This window comes from Enterobacter sp. 148H3, assembly GCF_034107425.1.
GTDB classification, from domain to species: Bacteria; Pseudomonadota; Gammaproteobacteria; order Enterobacterales; family Enterobacteriaceae; genus Enterobacter; species Enterobacter vonholyi.
Genome location: NZ_JAWNEI010000003.1, coordinates 1 through 16,819, shown reverse-complemented (window position 1 = coordinate 16,819; position 16,819 = coordinate 1). Strand labels below are relative to the sequence as shown.

Below are 16,819 nucleotides of genomic sequence, written 5' to 3'. Positions count from 1 at the left end.
CATTTCACCTCTCCTCATGCAGGCGAATCATCGCCTCGCGTGACCACGACGCCATCACCGCCTGCCCCGGCGCAATGCCGCTCAGCGGCGAGGTTTCACTGAGATTGGCCTGGCTCACCAGCAGTTTGGCGCCATCGGCAAGCTTCAGCTCCAGCCGCGTGGCCGCCCCCTGGTACTGAACGGCCTGCACGATGCCCTGAACCTGAACGTCTCCGCCCTCGTTAAGACGGATATGTTCCGGACGCAGGGAATAGCTGCCTTCCATGCCGCAAATTTTGTGCGCTAGTCCTGCATCAAAGACGTTGGAAGTGCCCACAAAACTCGCGACAAACGGCGTGCGCGGACGCATGTAGAGATCGCGCGGGGTATCCACCTGCTCGATCCGCCCGTTATTAAACACCGCCACCCGGTCTGACATTGAAAGGGCTTCACCCTGATCGTGGGTGACAAAAATGAAGGTAATACCGAGTTCCTGCTGAAGTTTCTTCAGCTCGAACTGCATCTGTTCACGCAGTTTGAGATCGAGCGCACCTAAGGGCTCGTCCAGCAGCAGGACGCGCGGCTCATTGACCAGCGCGCGGGCGATGGCGACACGCTGCCGCTGGCCGCCGGAAAGTTGCGAAGGTTTGCGGGCAACGGCAAAACTCAGGCCCACTTTTTCCAGGGCATCACGGGCCTGCGCATGGCGTTTTTTCTTGTCGATGCCTTTGACCATCAGCCCGTAGGCGACATTGTCGAGGATCGACATATGCGGGAACAGCGCATAATCCTGAAACACGGTGTTCACGTCCCGCTCCCAGGGGGGCAGTTCGCTCGCTTCTTTACCGAAGATAGAAATCGTCCCGCCTGACAGCTGTTCAAAACCCGCTACCAGACGCAGGCAGGTGGTTTTGCCGGAGCCCGAAGGCCCCAGCATGGAGAAAAACTCTCCGTCGCGGATCGCAATGGTGACTCCATCCACCGCCCGGACGTCGCCGTACAGACGGGAAACATTGTTAAACTCGACTGCGTACGTCATGTTCTGCTCCCGGGCAATTAACGACCGCCCATGATGGCGATGTAATCCTGCGTCCAGCGGCTGTAAGGGACAAACTTGCCGCCTTCTGCGATGGGGGTTTTCCAGAACATGATTTTGTCGAACTCGTTATATCCGTTTGTTTCACAGCCTTTATCGCCCAGCAGCGTGCTGGCTTTACACCCTTCCGGTACCACGGGCAGGGAGCCAAACCATGCTGCCAGATCGCCCTGAACTTTCGGCGTCAGCGACCAGTTCATCCACTTGTAGGCGCACATCGGGTGTTTTGCCTGAGCGTGCAGCATGGTGGTATCCGCCCAGCCGGTCACCCCCTCTTTCGGAAAGACGGTTGCAATAGGCTGGTTCTCGGCCTTCAGGGCATTCGCCTGATACGGCCAGGCGCTGGAGGCCACGACGCCTTCGTTTTTGAAGTCGCTCATCTGGACGGTGGTGTCGTGCCAGTAGCGGTGAATCAGAGCATGCTGGTCGCGAAGCACCTTAAGCACGGCGGCATACTGTGCTTCGGTGAGCTGGTACGGGTCTTTAATACCCAGCTGCGGCTGCGTGGCCTTGACGAACAGCGCGGCATCCGCGATGTAAATCGGGCCGTCATACGCCTGCACGCGTCCCTGATTGGTTTTCCCGTCCGGCAGATCCTGTTTGGTAAAGACCACGCTCCAGCTGTCCGGCGGCGTCGGGAAGGTTTTGGTGTTGTACATCAGCAGGTTTGGCCCCCACTGGTACGGCGTGCCGTAGACTTTACCCCCGACGTTAAACCATTCCCCTTTCACAATCCGTTCGTCGAGGGTTTTCCAGTTGGGGATAAGATCGGGGTTAATCGGCTGGACGCGTTTGCCCATGATCAGGCGCAGGGAAGCGTCACCTGAGGCGGTGACCAGGTCATATCCCCCTTTCGCCATCAGGCTAACCATTTCATCCGACGTGGCCGCCGTTTTGACGTTGACCGCACACCCGGTCTCTTTTTCAAACTGGGTGACCCAGTCGTAGTTTTTATCCGTCTGTCCGCGTTCGATGTATCCCGGCCAGGCGATAATATCCAGTCGACCTTCCCCGTCGCCGATGGCCTTTGGTGGTTCTGCGGCTTGCGCTGTCATGATAGTCATGCCGAGCGCGCACAGGCTGCTGCGGGCAAATTTTTTGCTCATAAGGGTTACTCCTGTCGCAATGAAATTTAGCGGCAGCCGTGCCGTAAAAATATCTCCCTTATTAAACGTAGACCGCGCGAATGCGCCGCACCGTTCGGCTTAAGGAAATTTCATCAAGGTGTGACCGAGGGCGCATTCCCCGTTAACTGGATTATAGACAAGGAGTTAGCCGCGAGAGACGGTATGCAGATTTCCTATGACAGGGCACCGCGAAATATTCACAGTGCCGTCATCAGGATAAGAAATGAATATTTAAAAAACGAAAAAAGGATTATTCCAGCATCGTGCTAATTAATTTGCCTAACTGAATGACCGCCTGCTCTTCTCGCTCTCCCCAGGCCCACGACGTATTAAAACGGAAGAACGGCGTCCATGCGTCAGAAGTGGAAAACATCTTTCCGGGGGCAATGCTGATGTGATGCTTTAGGGCTTTTTCGCTCAGCAGCCCCGCGTCCAGATGCGCCGGAAGCTCCAGCCATAAAAAGTAACCGCTGTCGTTATGATGGATTTTGACGCCGGCAGGCATATGGCGCAAAAGGGACTGCCAGGCCTGCTGCTTTCGCTCGGCGAGCGTACGCCGCAGGCGGCGCAGATGGGCGTCGTAGCGTTTCGTCGCCAGGTAATCAACCAGCGCCAGCTGCACGGGTGAGCTTGTGGAGAGCGTGCTCATCAGCTGCAGCTGCTGAATACGTCGCGCGTGTTTTCCTGCCGCAACCCAGCCGATGCGAAAACCGGCCACCAGACATTTTGAAAAGGACGAGCAGTGCAGCGTCATATCCTGACGATCCCATGCTTTCGCCGGAAGCGGTTTTTCGCGCCCAAAATAGAGCTCGCTGTAGACGTCGTCTTCAATCAGAGGAACGTTGTGCTGCGTTAACAGGGCGACAAGCTGCGCTTTTTTCTCCGCGCTCAGCGTGAAGCCAAGCGGGTTCTGACTGTTGGTCATTATCCAGCAGGCTTTAACCGGATACTCCTTCAGCGCCTGTTCAAGGGCATTCAGGTCAATCCCTTCGCGGACGTCCGTCGCAATCGACAAAGCTTTAAGCTTCAGGCGTTCCAGGGCCTGCAGCGCGCCGTAAAAACAGGGATTTTCGACTATCACCCAGTCGCCCGGCTCGGTCACCGCCTGCAGGCTGAGATTGAGCGCTTCAAGGGCGCCTGCGGTGATCACGATCTCTTCCGGGGAGATGTTCATCCCCTGCTGCGCGTAGCGGCGGGCAATGGCGTGGCGGAGATCGACGTTACCCGGCGGCAGGTTCTCAATCACGCTCATCGCCGTCGCGGTTTTGCTGACGTTCGCCAGCGATCGGTTGAGCTGCTGCAGCGGGAAAAGCCGTGGGTCGGGAAAAGCGGAGGCAAAAGGGACAACGGACGGGTCGCGGCTAGCCTGTAAGACGTCGAAGATGTAGGTGTTAATATCCACTACTTCGTCACGCATCACCTGGGCAGGCGGAGCAGGCTGATGTGCGGTCGGGCGCGAGGCAACGTAATAGCCCGACTGCGGTCTGGCGACAATGCGCCCCTGACTTTCCAGCATCTGATACGCGTGGCCAACGGTCATAAAACTCATGCCGCTGCTCGCCACCTGCTCTCGCAAAGAAGGCAGCTTATCGCCCGGCAGCCATACGCCAAGCTCTATCTGCGAGATAATTTGTTGCGCCAGACGCTGGTATTTTTTCATCAGATTCTCCTTGTGACTAACAGTGTATATCAGCAGGAGAAAAAGAGAAGATTTAGCTAACTGTTATAGTTCGGGAAATGAATTACTTACGGTACTCGGTAACGTGGCTTTGCGCCTGACGCGCAGCGGCCAGGTGATCGAGCGTTATCATCGACGATTTGCAAAAGATGCATTTCGCGCCGAGTGGGTTTTTCTCAGACACATCAAAGACTGAGGTACGGTACTGCGAGCCATGACAGCATGGGCAGCGGAAATGGATATAAGAAGTCATAGGATTCTCCTGTAAACGTAAAAACGTAAATTACTAATGGGCCGATTGGGCATAATGGTTTTAAACAAAACGAATCGGAATGTAGATAAAGACCCAAGAGAGGCTGCGGAGAGGCACAACGTGATGAGAACTGCTTTATAAAACTACGTCAGATATTTATTTGGACTCAAAACCAGAAGACCATTAACGCACGGCGCTGACGACAAAGCAAGCAGTTTTATGCGTAAAATTCATAAAAACAGTGTTTTTATTCCTCATTCGAGAAGTATATCAGATGGCTAAAGCATGAGTATTATGCCAACTGTTATGGTTAAAAATCACTTTTCTGAGTCTGATAGTCAGATCTTCGCCCCTATACCATAACAGCACACCGTTTGACATTGAGGCTGTGCATGTTTGGTTTAGATGCGTTTCACCTTGCACGGATACAGTTTGCCTTTACCGTATCCTTTCACATTATTTTCCCGGCCATTACCATCGGTCTTGCAAGCTATCTTGCCGTGCTCGAAGGGCTGTGGCTGAAAACAAAAAATCCGGTCTGGCGCTCGCTGTACCATTTCTGGTCGAAGATTTTTGCCGTCAACTTTGGCATGGGCGTGGTGTCCGGGCTGGTGATGGCCTACCAGTTTGGCACCAACTGGAGCGGCTTTTCGCAATTTGCGGGCAGTATTACCGGCCCGCTTCTGACCTATGAAGTGCTTACCGCCTTCTTCCTCGAAGCCGGGTTCCTCGGCGTAATGCTGTTCGGCTGGAACAAGGTCGGACCGGGTTTGCACTTTTTCTCCACCTGCATGGTGGCGCTGGGGACCATTATCTCTACCTTCTGGATCCTCTCTTCAAACAGCTGGATGCAGACCCCGCAGGGCTATGAGATCGTCAACGGTCAGGTGGTGCCGGTGGACTGGTTCGCGGTGGTGTTTAATCCCTCCTTCCCTTACCGCCTGCTGCATATGTCGATAGCCGCGTTCCTGAGCAGCGCCCTGTTTGTGGGCGCATCCGCGGCATGGCATCTGCTGCGCGGGAATAATACCCCCGCCATCCGGGCGATGTTTTCGATGGCGCTGTGGATGACGCTGATCGTCGCCCCCATCCAGGCCATGGTTGGCGATATGCACGGGTTGAACACCTTAAAGCACCAGCCCGCCAAGATTGCCGCGATTGAAGGACACTGGGAAAATCCGCCGGGTGAGCCTACCCCGCTGCTGCTGTTTGGCTGGCCGGATATGGAGCAGGAGCGCACCCGCTTTGGGCTGGAGATCCCGGCGCTGGGGAGTCTCATCCTGACGCACAGTCTGGATAAACAGGTTCCGGCGCTGAAAGAGTTTCCAAAGGAAGAACGCCCGAATTCCACCATCGTCTTCTGGTCGTTCCGCATTATGGCGGGTCTGGGCATGCTGATGCTGCTTCTCGGGGTAACGGCACTCTGGCTTCGCTATAAAAATCGCGTTTATTCGTCGCGCCCCTTCCTGTGGTTTGCGCTGTTGATGGGGCCATCGGGGCTGATTGCCATTCTGGCCGGATGGATCACCACCGAAGTGGGCCGCCAGCCGTGGGTGGTCTATGGGCTCCAGCGAACGAAGGATGCGGTTTCTGCCCACGGAGACCTGCACATGAGCGTAAGCCTGCTGGCCTTCTTCGTCGTCTATACCTCGGTATTCGGCGTGGGTTACAGCTATATGGTGCGCCTCATCCGAAAAGGCCCGCAGCCGCATGAATCTTTCGCCACCGAGTCCGACGGACGTCCGGCGCGCCCGCTTTCTGCCGTCACAACTGAACATAAGGAGCAGCCATAATGGGTATTGATCTTTCCATTATCTGGTTTGTGATCATCGTTTTCGCCACGCTGATGTATATCGTCATGGACGGTTTTGATCTGGGAATTGGCATTCTGTTCCCGGCCACGCAGAACGCCGACGATCGCGACGTAATGGTCAACAGCGTCGCGCCGGTCTGGGACGGAAATGAAACCTGGCTGGTGCTTGGCGGCGCTGCGCTGTTCGGCGCATTCCCGCTTGCCTACGCGGTGATCGTGGATGCCCTCACCATTCCGCTGACATTAATGCTGATCGGACTTATTTTCCGCGGGGTGGCATTTGAATTTCGTTTTAAGGCCACCCCGGCGCACCGTCCTTTCTGGGATAAGGCGTTCATAGGTGGTTCAATTCTGGCGACGTTTACCCAGGGCGTGACGGTAGGCGCCGTCATTAACGGCTTTACCGTCACCGACCGGGCCTATACCGGCGGCCCCTTTGACTGGTTTACCGCGTTTAACCTGTTTTGTGGCGCCGGGCTGGTGGTGGCCTATGCGCTGTTAGGCTCGACCTGGCTGGTGATGAAAAGCGAAAATGCGCTGCAGCAGCGGATGCGCGAGGTATCTAAAACGCTGTTAATCGTGCTGCTGGCGTTTATTGCCGCCATTAGCCTCTGGACGCCGCTGGCGCAACCGGCCATCGCCGCGCGCTGGTTTACGCTGCCGAATCTGTTTTATCTGCTGCCGGTTCCTGCTCTGGTGGTGATTTTTAGCCTGTACCAGTGGCGCTGCCTGAATAATCCCGCCAGCCATAGCCGTCCGTTTATTCTGACATTGGGGCTGGTATTCCTCGGCTTTAGCGGGCTTGGGATCAGCATCTGGCCGCATATTATTCCACCGTCGATCACCCTGTGGCAGGCCGCCGCACCGGCGCAAAGCCAGGGCTTTATGCTGGTCGGCGCGCTGTTGATCATTCCCGTTATTCTGGTCTACACCTTCTGGAGTTATTACGTATTTCGCGGCAAAGTTCAGCATGGGGAGGGTTATCACTGATGCAACAACCGGTCTGGAAAAGATTACTGTGGCTGGCCATTATCTGGGGCGGCAGCGTACTGGCGTTGGCTGCTGTCAGCATGCTCTTCCGTATGCTGATGACGGCTGCAGGGTTTAAATCGCATTAACATCATTCCGGGCAACCGCTGCGTTGCCCTGTTCCCCCGCACTTTCAGATAAACCCCATTAACGCGCGACAGCGTATCGTTACACTGGAAAAAGAATCACAGTGTTTATAGTTTGAGAAGAAAAATGAAAAAGCTCATCGCGTTAAGTGTTATCAGTCTTGTTCTTACCGGCTGCGTTAACCCGGGTAAAGCCTCCGTTCAGCCGGAGCAACTTCAGAATCACCGCTTCGTGCTGGAAAACGTGAACGGTAAGGCCGTGAAGACCTCGACAACGCAACCTGAGCTCAGTTTTAGTGCGCTGCCAGACATCAGCCTGGTGAATAACATCAGCGTTTCCGGCCAGATGTGTAACCGCTTCAACGGACAGGGGAAATTGTCCGAAGGCGAGCTTAAGGTTAAAACGCTGGCGATGACGCGCAAGCTCTGTACTGAACAGCAGCTGAATGAGCTGGATCAGGCCATCGGCGACATGCTGCGCAAAGGGGCGCAGGTCGACCTGACTGAAGACCAGTTAACGCTGGCGACAGCCGATAAAACGCTGATGTTTAAGCGTGTAGAATAATCAGTAGTTACCGCAGCTTCCAACGGCAAGCGACTGTTCGCTACAGCGTTTGCCGTTTGGCAAGGCGCACATCCCAATAGCAGAACCATCAAGCTGGCGAGCGACAGACAGCGAACCGCCAATCATTGCGCAGTTAGCCTGACCAGAGCTGGACATCGCCGCTTTCATTCCCGGCGCCACGTGGGCTGCCGTTGCCTGCTGAACGGGTTCACTGCTACATGCCGACAACAATAATGCGGCACACCCTACCAAAAACGCTGAGCGCATGCTTTCTCCCCCATAAATGATGCGAAACCTATGCATAATAGGCATCACAGCCCATGTCGTCGAGAGCGAAAGTGCGTATTTATGCGCTCCGGAAACAATTTCTCGCAATTTTTTCGCCAAAAGTTTGATCTACTCATTGATGGCGAGAATACCAAGGACACAAAAGCGAAAATCGTAAAATCCCCCGTTTGCTAGAATACACAGATAATATTCAGGGTTTGTTGCCGTAATACAGACCCCTATTTTTTGCGCAATGTAAGGGTGTTGTCCTATGCAAACTATTGACGGTAATGGTGCAGTTGCCTCAGTCGCGTTTCGCACCAGTGAAGTTATCGCCATCTACCCGATTACGCCAAGTTCTACCATGGCCGAGCAGGCGGACGCCTGGGCGGGTAACGGGTTAAAAAACGTCTGGGGCGATGTCCCGAGAGTGGTTGAAATGCAGTCAGAAGCCGGTGCGATTGCCACTGTGCACGGCGCGCTGCAAACCGGCGCGCTTTCCACGTCGTTTACCTCATCTCAGGGATTGCTGTTAATGATCCCTACTCTGTACAAACTCGCCGGTCAACTGACCCCCTTCGTTCTTCACGTTGCGGCGCGTACCGTTGCCACTCACGCGCTCTCTATCTTTGGCGATCACTCTGACGTGATGGCGGTACGCCAGACCGGCTGCGCGATGCTGTGCGCCAGCAGCGTTCAGGAAGCCCAGGACTTTGCCTTAATTTCACATATCGCCACGCTTAAAAGCCGCGTGCCGTTTATTCACTTCTTTGATGGTTTCCGAACCTCTCACGAAATTAACAAAATCGTCCCGCTGGCTGACGAGACAATCCTGAATCTGCTCCCGCAGGCGGACATTGACGCGCATCGTGCCCGGGCCCTTAATCCGGAACACCCGGTTATTCGCGGGACATCGGCAAACCCGGATACCTATTTCCAGTCCCGCGAGGCCACGAACCCGTGGTACAACGCGGTTTACGACCATGTTGAACAGGCTATGAATGACTTTGCCGCCGCGACCGGTCGGGAATATAAACCTTTTGAGTACTACGGCCATCCGCAGGCGGAACGGGTCATTGTGCTGATGGGGTCGGCCATTGGCACCTGCGAGGAAGTTGTTGATGAACTGCTGACGCGCGGCGAAAAAGTTGGCGTGCTTAAGGTGCGGCTCTATCGCCCGTTCTCGGCCAAACATCTGCTTTCGGCTCTGCCTGAAAGCGCGCGCGCTGTGGCGGTGCTCGACCGTACCAAGGAGCCGGGCGCGCAGGCAGAACCGCTGTATCTGGATGTGATGACGGCCCTGGCAGAAGCCTTTAATCAGGGCGAACGTGAAACGCTGCCGCGCGTGATCGGAGGTCGCTATGGGTTATCGTCCAAGGAATTTGGGCCGGACTGCGTGCTGGCGGTATTCAACGAACTCAGTGAAGCGAAACCCAAGCCGCGCTTTACCGTCGGTATTTATGATGATGTGACGAATCTGTCCCTGTCGTTGCCGGAAAATACCCTGCCCTCGACCGCCAAACTTGAGGCGCTGTTCTATGGTCTGGGCAGCGACGGCAGCGTCTCCGCGACAAAAAACAACATCAAAATCATCGGTAACTCCACGCCCTGGTATGCCCAGGGGTACTTCGTTTACGACTCCAAAAAGGCAGGCGGCCTGACCGTTTCCCACCTGCGGGTGAGCGAACAGCCCATCCGCTCTGCGTATCTTATTTCTCAGGCTGATTTTGTTGGCTGTCACCAGCTGCAGTTTATCGATAAATACCAGATGGCCGAGCGCCTGAAGCCTGGCGGTATTTTCCTCCTGAATACGCCGTACAGTGCGGATGAAGTCTGGTCTCGCCTGCCGCAGGAAGTACAGGCGGTGCTGAACCAGAAAAAAGCCCGTTTATTTGTGGTTAATGCGGCAAAAATTGCCCGCGAATGTGGCCTGGCCGCGCGCATCAATACCGTTATGCAGATGGCCTTCTTCCATCTGACCAATATTCTGCCGGGCGACAGCGCGCTGGCGGAACTGCAGGGCGCGATTGCCAAAAGCTACAGCAGCAAAGGACAGGAATTAGTCGAGCGTAACTGGCAGGCGCTGGCGCTGGCGCGCGAGTCGCTGTATGAGGTACCGCTGCAGCCGGTCAATGCCGAAAGCCCGAACCGCCCTCCGGTGGTGTCCGATGCGGCGCCTGATTTCGTTAAGACCGTGACGGCGGCGATGCTGGCCGGTCTGGGTGATGCCCTGCCCGTCTCTGCGCTGCCGCCGGATGGCACCTGGCCGATGGGCACCACGCGCTGGGAAAAACGTAACATCGCCGAAGCGATCCCTATCTGGAAAGAAGAACTGTGTACCCAGTGCAACCACTGCGTAGCGGCATGCCCGCACTCGGCCATTCGTGCCAAAGTGGTTTCACCGGAAGAAATGGAATCCGCCCCAGCCAGCCTGCATTCACTGGATGTGAAATCCCGCGATATGCGCGGTCAGAAATACGTTCTGCAGGTCGCGCCGGAAGATTGCACCGGCTGTAACCTTTGCGTCGAGGTCTGTCCGGCGAAAGACAGGCAGGATCCGGAGATCAAAGCCATCAATATGATGTCGCGTCTGGAGCACGTTGAAGAGGAGAAAATTAATTACGACTTCTTCCTGAATCTGCCGGAAATCGATCGCAGCAAACTGGAACGTATTGATATTCGCACTTCGCAGCTGATCACGCCGCTGTTTGAATACTCCGGCGCCTGTTCAGGCTGCGGTGAAACGCCGTATATCAAGCTGCTTACCCAGCTGTACGGTGACAGGATGCTGATTGCCAACGCAACCGGCTGTTCGTCTATTTATGGCGGTAACCTGCCCTCCACGCCCTACACCACCGATGCCAACGGTCGCGGTCCGGCATGGGCAAACTCGCTGTTCGAGGACAACGCCGAATTTGGTCTGGGCTTCCGCCTGACCGTTGATCAGCACCGCGCACGCGTGATGCGCCTGCTGGAGCAGTTTGCCGGGCAGCTTCCTGCCGGGCTCAATGACGCGCTTCATGCGGATGCAACGCCAGAAGAACGTCGTGAGCAAGTCGCCGAGCTGCGTCAGGCGCTTCAGGGCGTGGCGGGAGCTGAGCAGTTGCTGACCGACGCGGACGCGCTGGTCGAAAAATCGATCTGGCTGATTGGCGGTGACGGCTGGGCTTACGACATCGGCTTTGGCGGGCTGGATCACGTGCTGAGCCTGACCGAAAACGTCAATATCCTGGTTCTGGATACGCAGTGTTATTCCAACACCGGCGGTCAGGCATCGAAAGCTACGCCGTTAGGCGCTGTGACGAAATTCGGCGAACACGGCAAACGCAAGGCGCGCAAAGATCTCGGTGTAAGCATGATGATGTATGGTCACGTTTACGTCGCGCAAATCTCGCTGGGTGCCCAGCTTAACCAGACGGTAAAAGCGATTCAGGAAGCCGAAGCGTATCCTGGCCCATCGCTGATCATTGCATACAGCCCTTGCGAAGAGCATGGCTACGATCTGGCGCTCAGCCACGACCAGATGCGTCAGCTGACCGCGACGGGCTTCTGGCCGCTGTACCGGTTCGACCCGCGTCGTGCTGATGAGGGTAAATTACCGCTGGCGCTGGATTCGCGTCCGCCGTCAGATGCCCTGGCTGAGACCTTAATGCAGGAACAGCGCTTCCGTCGCCTTAACGCGCAGCAGCCGGAAGTGGCCGAACAGCTCTGGAAAGATGCCGCGGCCGATCTGCAAAAACGTTATGACTTCCTGGCGCAAATGGCGGGTAAAGCCGAAAAACCGACCAGCGACTAGTACCTCTGCCCGGCTTGTCCGGGCATATTTTTGCCATAAAAAAGCCCGGCGCATTCACACCGGGCGAATCCAGATAATCAATGGATATCTATTTTGTTTGCTTAATAGCATTCATGTTAATTATGATTCAATCATCTTAAAAGCATATAAATACGTATAACACCATCAAGAAAACAGTAATTAATGACCAATTAATAATTGCTATTTAATATACTCACTTTTAAATCATTCATCCGACCAATGATCATTTCCGCTGATTTATTCGGTTTAGATTTAACTTATTTCGTAACAATTATATTTTATTACTCTCCCACAGGGGTGATTTAGCATGAGACAACTTTCTCATTCTGAAAGTTCAAAAGGTAATTAAATAAAAACAACTGCAAAGGAATATCACAATGCAAAGAAAAGTACTGGCCCTGATGATTCCGGCTCTGTTAATGGCTGGCGCAACTCATGCAGCAGAGATTTATAATAAAGACGGTAACAAATTAGATCTGTATGGAAAAGTAGATGGTCTGCACTATTTCTCCGACGATAAAGGTGCTGACGGCGATCAAACCTACCTGCGTCTGGGCTTCAAGGGTGAAACGCAGATCAACGATATGATGACCGGCTACGCGCAGTGGGAATACAACATTCAGGCTAATAATACGGAAGGGTCTGATAATCAGTCCTGGACGCGTCTGGCCTTCGCTGGTGTAAAGGTGGGTGACTACGGCTCCTTCGATTACGGTCGTAACTACGGCGTGCTGTACGACGTGGAAGGCTGGACCGATATGCTGCCTGAGTTCGGCGGAGACTCCTACTCTAAAGCCGACAACTTTATGACCAGCCGCGCCAACGGTGTGGCAACCTACCGTAACACCGACTTCTACGGTCTGGTGCAGGGCCTGAACTTTGCGCTGCAGTATCAGGGCAAAAATGAAGATGCCAGCAACAACCAGGAAGGCACCAACAACGGCCGCGACACGCGTCACGAGAACGGCGACGGCTTCGGTATTTCTACCACCTATGACTTCGGCATGGGCATTACTGCAGGTGCGGCGTACACCTCTTCAGACCGCACCAACGAGCAGGTCATGAATACCACTGCGGGCGGTGACAAAGCGGATGCGTGGACTGCGGGTCTGAAATATGACGCCAATAACATCTATCTGGCAGCAATGTACTCTGAAACCCTTAATATGACACCGTATGGTGATAAAACCAATTCCGTAGCGAATAAAACCCAGAACTTTGAAGTGACCGCCCAGTACCAGTTCGACTTTGGCCTGCGTCCGTCCCTTTCCTACCTGCAGTCGAAAGGTAAGGACCTGGGCAACGGTCAGTGCGATCGGGATCTGGTTAAATACGCTGACGTAGGCGCGACCTACTACTTCAATAAAAACATGTCCACCTACGTTGATTACAAAATTAACCTGCTGGATGAAGATGACAGCTTCTACAAAAACAACGGCATCGGCACGGATGACGTCGTAGCGTTAGGTCTGTTTTACCAGTTCTGATTGTCAGAGCCCGCATCATGGTGCGGGCTCGCTTGTTTTTGAAGTAAGTCACAAGAGATAGTGTCAGAAAGGGATTGGTTGAGGGAAAGTTGAAAGAAAGCTGGTTAGACTACGGAGATAGCCCTTTTGTCATTAAGGATAACAGCGTTGTTTGGTCGTGTATCTCTTGCCGTCCTTACCCTTTTAGCATTGGTGTGGATGGCGTTAATTTTTGATTTTGGTGATATTGTCGGGCATCTCGGCGCGCTGTTAAACCATCTGGATGGCAGTTGACCGTTTACCAGGAAAGAAAAAGCCACCAGCAGTGCCGGTGGCGGATATACGCATAGGTCGCGTTATTTTTTCACAGGTTGAGGCTTTTTATCGCCTGATTCAGGGGCCTCACGCGGATCGTCTTTTTCAACACAAAGCATAGTTTCTCCTGTATCAGATAACCATTCTCCACTATAGCCAGGCTGATTAAAGAGTGGCCAGGCGGCAATCATGCCTGCTGTTCACCTTTCTCGCGAAAAGTGAGATAGCCAAATACGCCACTTTCTCCATCCATGGGATGATTAACCCCGTCCATCACCTTCACCTCTGGAAAATCAAATGGTGAAACGTTTTCAAAACAGGCGACATTCACGCCATATTCGTTTGGGTTAGAACGCCGCTGATGGAACGTGTAGATCCCGCACACCGAGCAGAAGAAATGCCGTGCCGTTCCCGTGTTAAAGCGGTACTCGGTGAGCTTATCCTCACCTTTGGTCACCGTAATCCCCGACAGCGGTGCAGAAACGACGACAGCGCCTCGCATTCGACAAAAGGAACAGCTGCAGCGCCGCGCGGTGTTGAGGCCATCAGTAAGTTCAACGGTGAATGCCACCGCGCCGCAGTGGCACTTCGCATTTCGTCTTTCAGCCATGGGCTATACCCCTTTTCTCACGAGCTCGGCCGCTTTAACGAAAACCTCGTCTTCTACACCATCGCCTTTTTGCCTGCCGAGTCTGACCAGTTCATCCACTATACTGTTGCGATGGATCGGTTTTTGCGCTGAAACCAGCCCAATAACGGCGGCCCCAATCGCCAGCCCCACTAATCCGGTTTGTTCATCTTTGTTTTTCATATTCATGCTCCTGGTACAACAAACAAGGGTAGCAGGAATATGGTAAAACGGAATGCCAGACACATGATCCGTGAATAATATTTAAACAGTTCAAACAGGTACGACTTCTAAAATCGACAGATACGAACGGGTGTCTATTATTTTGTTTAGCTTCAGACGAGTCTTTTCAAACAAGGTCTGATACTCAGACTCTGTTCTTGCCCGCCCTCCATCAAAGCTTGTTAACAAAAGAAGGTCAATTTCAAATCGGCCCTGTTCATTATTTTCTTTTTTAATAAGTGGTTCAAAAATTAATATCCTGGAGTTTTCTTTCATAGCATTTCTGCAGCATTGAAGTATCTGAATGGCCTTTTCATCAGGCCAGTCCATTAAAATGTATTTAAGTAGATAAATGTCTGCTACAGGACAGGCTTCAAAAAAACTGCCCTCAACGGTCTCCCATCGGCGATGATCATTCAACAGATAAAGTCGATTCCGCTCAAGCACGTCTGTTTGATCAAAAAGGATCCCCGTCAGGGTCGGGTTTCGACGTAAAACGGCCAGCAATAAATTACCCAGCCCTCCGGCGATATCGGCAACGACAGCATTTTGAGGGAATGAATAGCTATCTGAAATGATTTCATTCTCTACGGATGACATAGAGGCCATACCGGCATGAAAAATGTTGCTGTCAGCCCCACTATCGTCATGCTGCCAGTACTCGTAAAAAGGCTTGCCAAACAATTCATTAAAGACAGGTTTGCCTTGCAATATCTCATCCATTTTTGCCGCTGGCTGCCAGAATGTCTGGTCTGTCAGCATGAGCACTGCCGCACGCAAGGAAAATTCATGCTCAGAACAGAGGAATTGTGCTGATTGGCTAAGGCTGTATTCGGCGTCAGATAATTCGTTGAAAACCCCACGAGAGGACAATAAGCGCATGATTCGATGAAGATAGTCAACGTCGACATTCAACTCCTTCGCCAGTTGATTCACGGATTTTTTTCCATCAACCAGAAGATCTGCGACCCCTAATACCGCGACAGCCCGAAGTGCTGCCTGCCAGACAAAACCCATACTTTGCTCTAACAAACACATTCCTTCTTTACGGCTTAGTAAATCCAGACTATTACGTTTTGACATTTTCTGCTCCTTACCAATAAAGATGTGTTGAACAACTAAAAAGTTGCTAACAAGCCTAAGTCTGGCAGTGAGCTTTATCCATAATCTCAGCAAGGTTTAGTTATGCTGTTTCGTATTGGTTTGCATACAGTACATTTAAACACGTAAAAAAACAGGGCCACTTACTCTTCATTTTGATTAGTAATGCGTAGAAACTATTACTTTGTAAATGATTATCTTACACCCAAAAAAAGCCTGTAACAAAACAGGCATTCTCTATTTAGAATCTCGGCGTCAGCCCATACTTTGGCGTTTTGATATTTGCAGCCCAAACCTTGATATTGTTTTGCAACAGAATAGTGAAATCTGATTTTAAATGCGTCACCATACCATTGACGCTGTCCGCATCAACCACAGAAAAATGTTCAATTCTATTTTGCCCCACCTCAACACAATAATATTTTGCGGGCAGCTCCTTACCATTCACATTTAGCGGCTGGTTGTTTTCACCACAACGGCCTTCAGTAATAAATGACACCAGCAAGTTAGCGGATTTCTTCCCTGGCTGAGAAACACTCACCATGACCGGGAAACCTTCCGATGTCTGTGTCATATCATAAAGGACGGCATTTTTTATATACCAGGTATTATATTCCCGCTCCTGAAAAGCAGACCAGGAAGGCGCAGAAAAGACCACCAGCACAACCAGTATAAGAGATTCTATTTTCATGGGATGTTGTCGTCCGTGTTGTTGCACGTATTATTCAGATTGTGCAAAAAACAGCAACCCCTTAAGAAAAGCCCTACTACTATTGGCAGTAACGGAGGGATTAATACAAAGAAGAATAAGAAGATAAATGGTAAACCACCGCCATCATGGCGATGCTGACCACGACGCTGATGAAAAAGTACTTTTTGAAAGGCTGCTTTTGGGTTTTATGGCGAAAGAGCTGTTGCCCCACAATGGCACCAGGCCAGCCACCTGTTACGCCAAATACCAGCAAAGTAGCTTCCGGCACCCTGCGCATCCCCTCCCGCGCCGCCATTTTATCAGCGCCATACAGGACTATTGTCAGCAGATTGATCAGCAGAAACCACGTGACCAGCGGATTGGTAGTAAGCAGGCTGCCGATCGCAGCGGTCATCAGTAGTAAGTAACAAAAGCGATTAAGGGACATAGCACGAGCCACTGGGGATTTAGCGGTTTTGGATGACGCATTATACGCTAAATCACGGAAATCTCAGAGTGTGACGTTTATTCTAAAAACATACTGAGACTCTGGCCATTACTGGTTGATATTCATACTGCGGTAATACGTAAGTATTATTTCATTATGCTTTGGCCGCTAGCATTTTTTTCTTAAAAAATTAACCTGAAATGCCTTACTTCGAAAACACAGCGCCAGAGCATTATTT

The 16,819-nt window shown here is 52.6% G+C and carries 18 protein-coding genes; 7 read left to right on the top strand and 11 right to left on the bottom strand.

The annotated features are described in order from the left end of the window. Positions 1-4: 4 nt before the first annotated feature. The 4 genes from USH94_RS04610 to USH94_RS04595 all read right to left on the bottom strand — a co-directional run bounded on the left by USH94_RS04610 (position 5) and on the right by USH94_RS04595 (position 4,133). Positions 5-1,018 (bottom strand): ABC transporter ATP-binding protein, encoded by a 1,014-nt coding sequence (locus USH94_RS04610; RefSeq protein ID WP_111963677.1) that lies wholly within the window; start codon positions 1,016-1,018, stop codon positions 5-7. Positions 1,019-1,035: 17 nt separating this feature from the next. Next, positions 1,036-2,181 (bottom strand): putative ABC transporter substrate-binding protein YdcS, encoded by a 1,146-nt coding sequence (ydcS, locus tag USH94_RS04605; protein WP_023344246.1) that lies wholly within the window; start codon positions 2,179-2,181, stop codon positions 1,036-1,038. 271 nt (positions 2,182-2,452) lie between these two features. After that, a complete protein-coding gene (locus tag USH94_RS04600; protein ID WP_111963678.1) occupies positions 2,453-3,862 on the bottom strand; it encodes a PLP-dependent aminotransferase family protein in 1,410 nt (469 codons plus the stop codon). Positions 3,863-3,944: 82 nt separating this feature from the next. Beyond that, positions 3,945-4,133, bottom strand: coding sequence for a hypothetical protein (locus tag USH94_RS04595; protein WP_028013309.1), 189 nt, complete (start codon positions 4,131-4,133; stop codon positions 3,945-3,947). A gap of 392 nt (positions 4,134-4,525) precedes the next feature. Between USH94_RS04595 and USH94_RS04590 the strand changes: the two genes are divergently transcribed. The 4 genes from USH94_RS04590 (at position 4,526) to hslJ (ending at position 7,626) form a co-directional block, all read left to right on the top strand. Further along, positions 4,526-5,926, top strand: coding sequence for a cytochrome ubiquinol oxidase subunit I (locus USH94_RS04590; RefSeq protein WP_111963679.1), 1,401 nt, complete (start codon positions 4,526-4,528; stop codon positions 5,924-5,926). Beyond that, on the top strand, positions 5,926-6,936 hold the full coding sequence (gene cydB / locus USH94_RS04585; RefSeq protein ID WP_111963680.1) for a cytochrome d ubiquinol oxidase subunit II: 1,011 nt from the start codon (positions 5,926-5,928) through the stop codon (positions 6,934-6,936). The genes USH94_RS04590 and cydB overlap by 1 nt, the downstream gene beginning before the upstream one ends. Beyond that, a complete protein-coding gene (locus USH94_RS04580; protein ID WP_008501283.1) occupies positions 6,936-7,064 on the top strand; it encodes a DUF2474 domain-containing protein in 129 nt (42 codons plus the stop codon). Before cydB ends, USH94_RS04580 begins: the two co-directional genes overlap by 1 nt. Positions 7,065-7,188: 124 nt before the next feature. Next, positions 7,189-7,626, top strand: coding sequence for a heat shock protein HslJ (gene hslJ, locus USH94_RS04575; RefSeq protein ID WP_111963681.1), 438 nt, complete (start codon positions 7,189-7,191; stop codon positions 7,624-7,626). Here the strand turns inward: hslJ and USH94_RS04570 are convergent, their stop codons facing one another. Then, a complete protein-coding gene (locus tag USH94_RS04570) occupies positions 7,627-7,893 on the bottom strand; it encodes a DUF333 domain-containing protein (protein WP_032658293.1) in 267 nt (88 codons plus the stop codon). 271 nt (positions 7,894-8,164) lie between these two features. Between USH94_RS04570 and nifJ the strand changes: the two genes are divergently transcribed. From nifJ to USH94_RS04555, 3 genes are all read left to right on the top strand, one after another. Next, positions 8,165-11,689 carry a pyruvate:ferredoxin (flavodoxin) oxidoreductase gene (gene nifJ, locus USH94_RS04565; RefSeq protein ID WP_111963682.1) on the top strand — a complete coding sequence of 1,175 codons (3,525 nt, stop codon included), beginning with the start codon at positions 8,165-8,167 and terminating at the stop codon, positions 11,687-11,689. Positions 11,690-12,087: 398 nt separating this feature from the next. After that, a complete protein-coding gene (gene ompC, locus USH94_RS04560) occupies positions 12,088-13,197 on the top strand; it encodes a porin OmpC (protein WP_111963683.1) in 1,110 nt (369 codons plus the stop codon). 147 nt (positions 13,198-13,344) lie between these two features. Then, the gene (locus USH94_RS04555; RefSeq protein ID WP_258525023.1) at positions 13,345-13,470 is read left to right on the top strand and encodes a hypothetical protein; all 126 of its coding nucleotides are present in this window, start codon (positions 13,345-13,347) and stop codon (positions 13,468-13,470) included. Between the two features lie 62 nt (positions 13,471-13,532). On the opposite strand, the gene USH94_RS04550 is transcribed toward USH94_RS04555, so the two are convergent. The 6 genes from USH94_RS04550 to USH94_RS04525 all read right to left on the bottom strand — a co-directional run bounded on the left by USH94_RS04550 (position 13,533) and on the right by USH94_RS04525 (position 16,581). Next, positions 13,533-13,610: a hypothetical protein gene (locus USH94_RS04550; protein WP_223239581.1), complete on the bottom strand. Its 78-nt coding sequence runs from the start codon at positions 13,608-13,610 to the stop codon at positions 13,533-13,535. A 68-nt stretch (positions 13,611-13,678) separates the two neighbouring features. After that, positions 13,679-14,101, bottom strand: a complete 423-nt coding sequence (locus tag USH94_RS04545; protein ID WP_111963684.1) for a GFA family protein — start codon at positions 14,099-14,101, stop codon at positions 13,679-13,681. Between the two features lie 3 nt (positions 14,102-14,104). Continuing rightward, positions 14,105-14,302 (bottom strand): hypothetical protein, encoded by a 198-nt coding sequence (locus tag USH94_RS04540; protein WP_023312007.1) that lies wholly within the window; start codon positions 14,300-14,302, stop codon positions 14,105-14,107. 90 nt (positions 14,303-14,392) lie between these two features. Continuing rightward, positions 14,393-15,424 carry a methyltransferase gene (locus USH94_RS04535; protein WP_111963685.1) on the bottom strand — a complete coding sequence of 344 codons (1,032 nt, stop codon included), beginning with the start codon at positions 15,422-15,424 and terminating at the stop codon, positions 14,393-14,395. A 259-nt stretch (positions 15,425-15,683) separates the two neighbouring features. Next, entirely contained in the window at positions 15,684-16,133 is a 450-nt protein-coding gene (locus USH94_RS04530) for a hypothetical protein (protein WP_111963686.1), read from the bottom strand. 100 nt (positions 16,134-16,233) lie between these two features. Continuing rightward, positions 16,234-16,581: a DUF1294 domain-containing protein gene (locus USH94_RS04525; protein WP_111963687.1), complete on the bottom strand. Its 348-nt coding sequence runs from the start codon at positions 16,579-16,581 to the stop codon at positions 16,234-16,236. Positions 16,582-16,819: the final 238 nt, after the last annotated feature.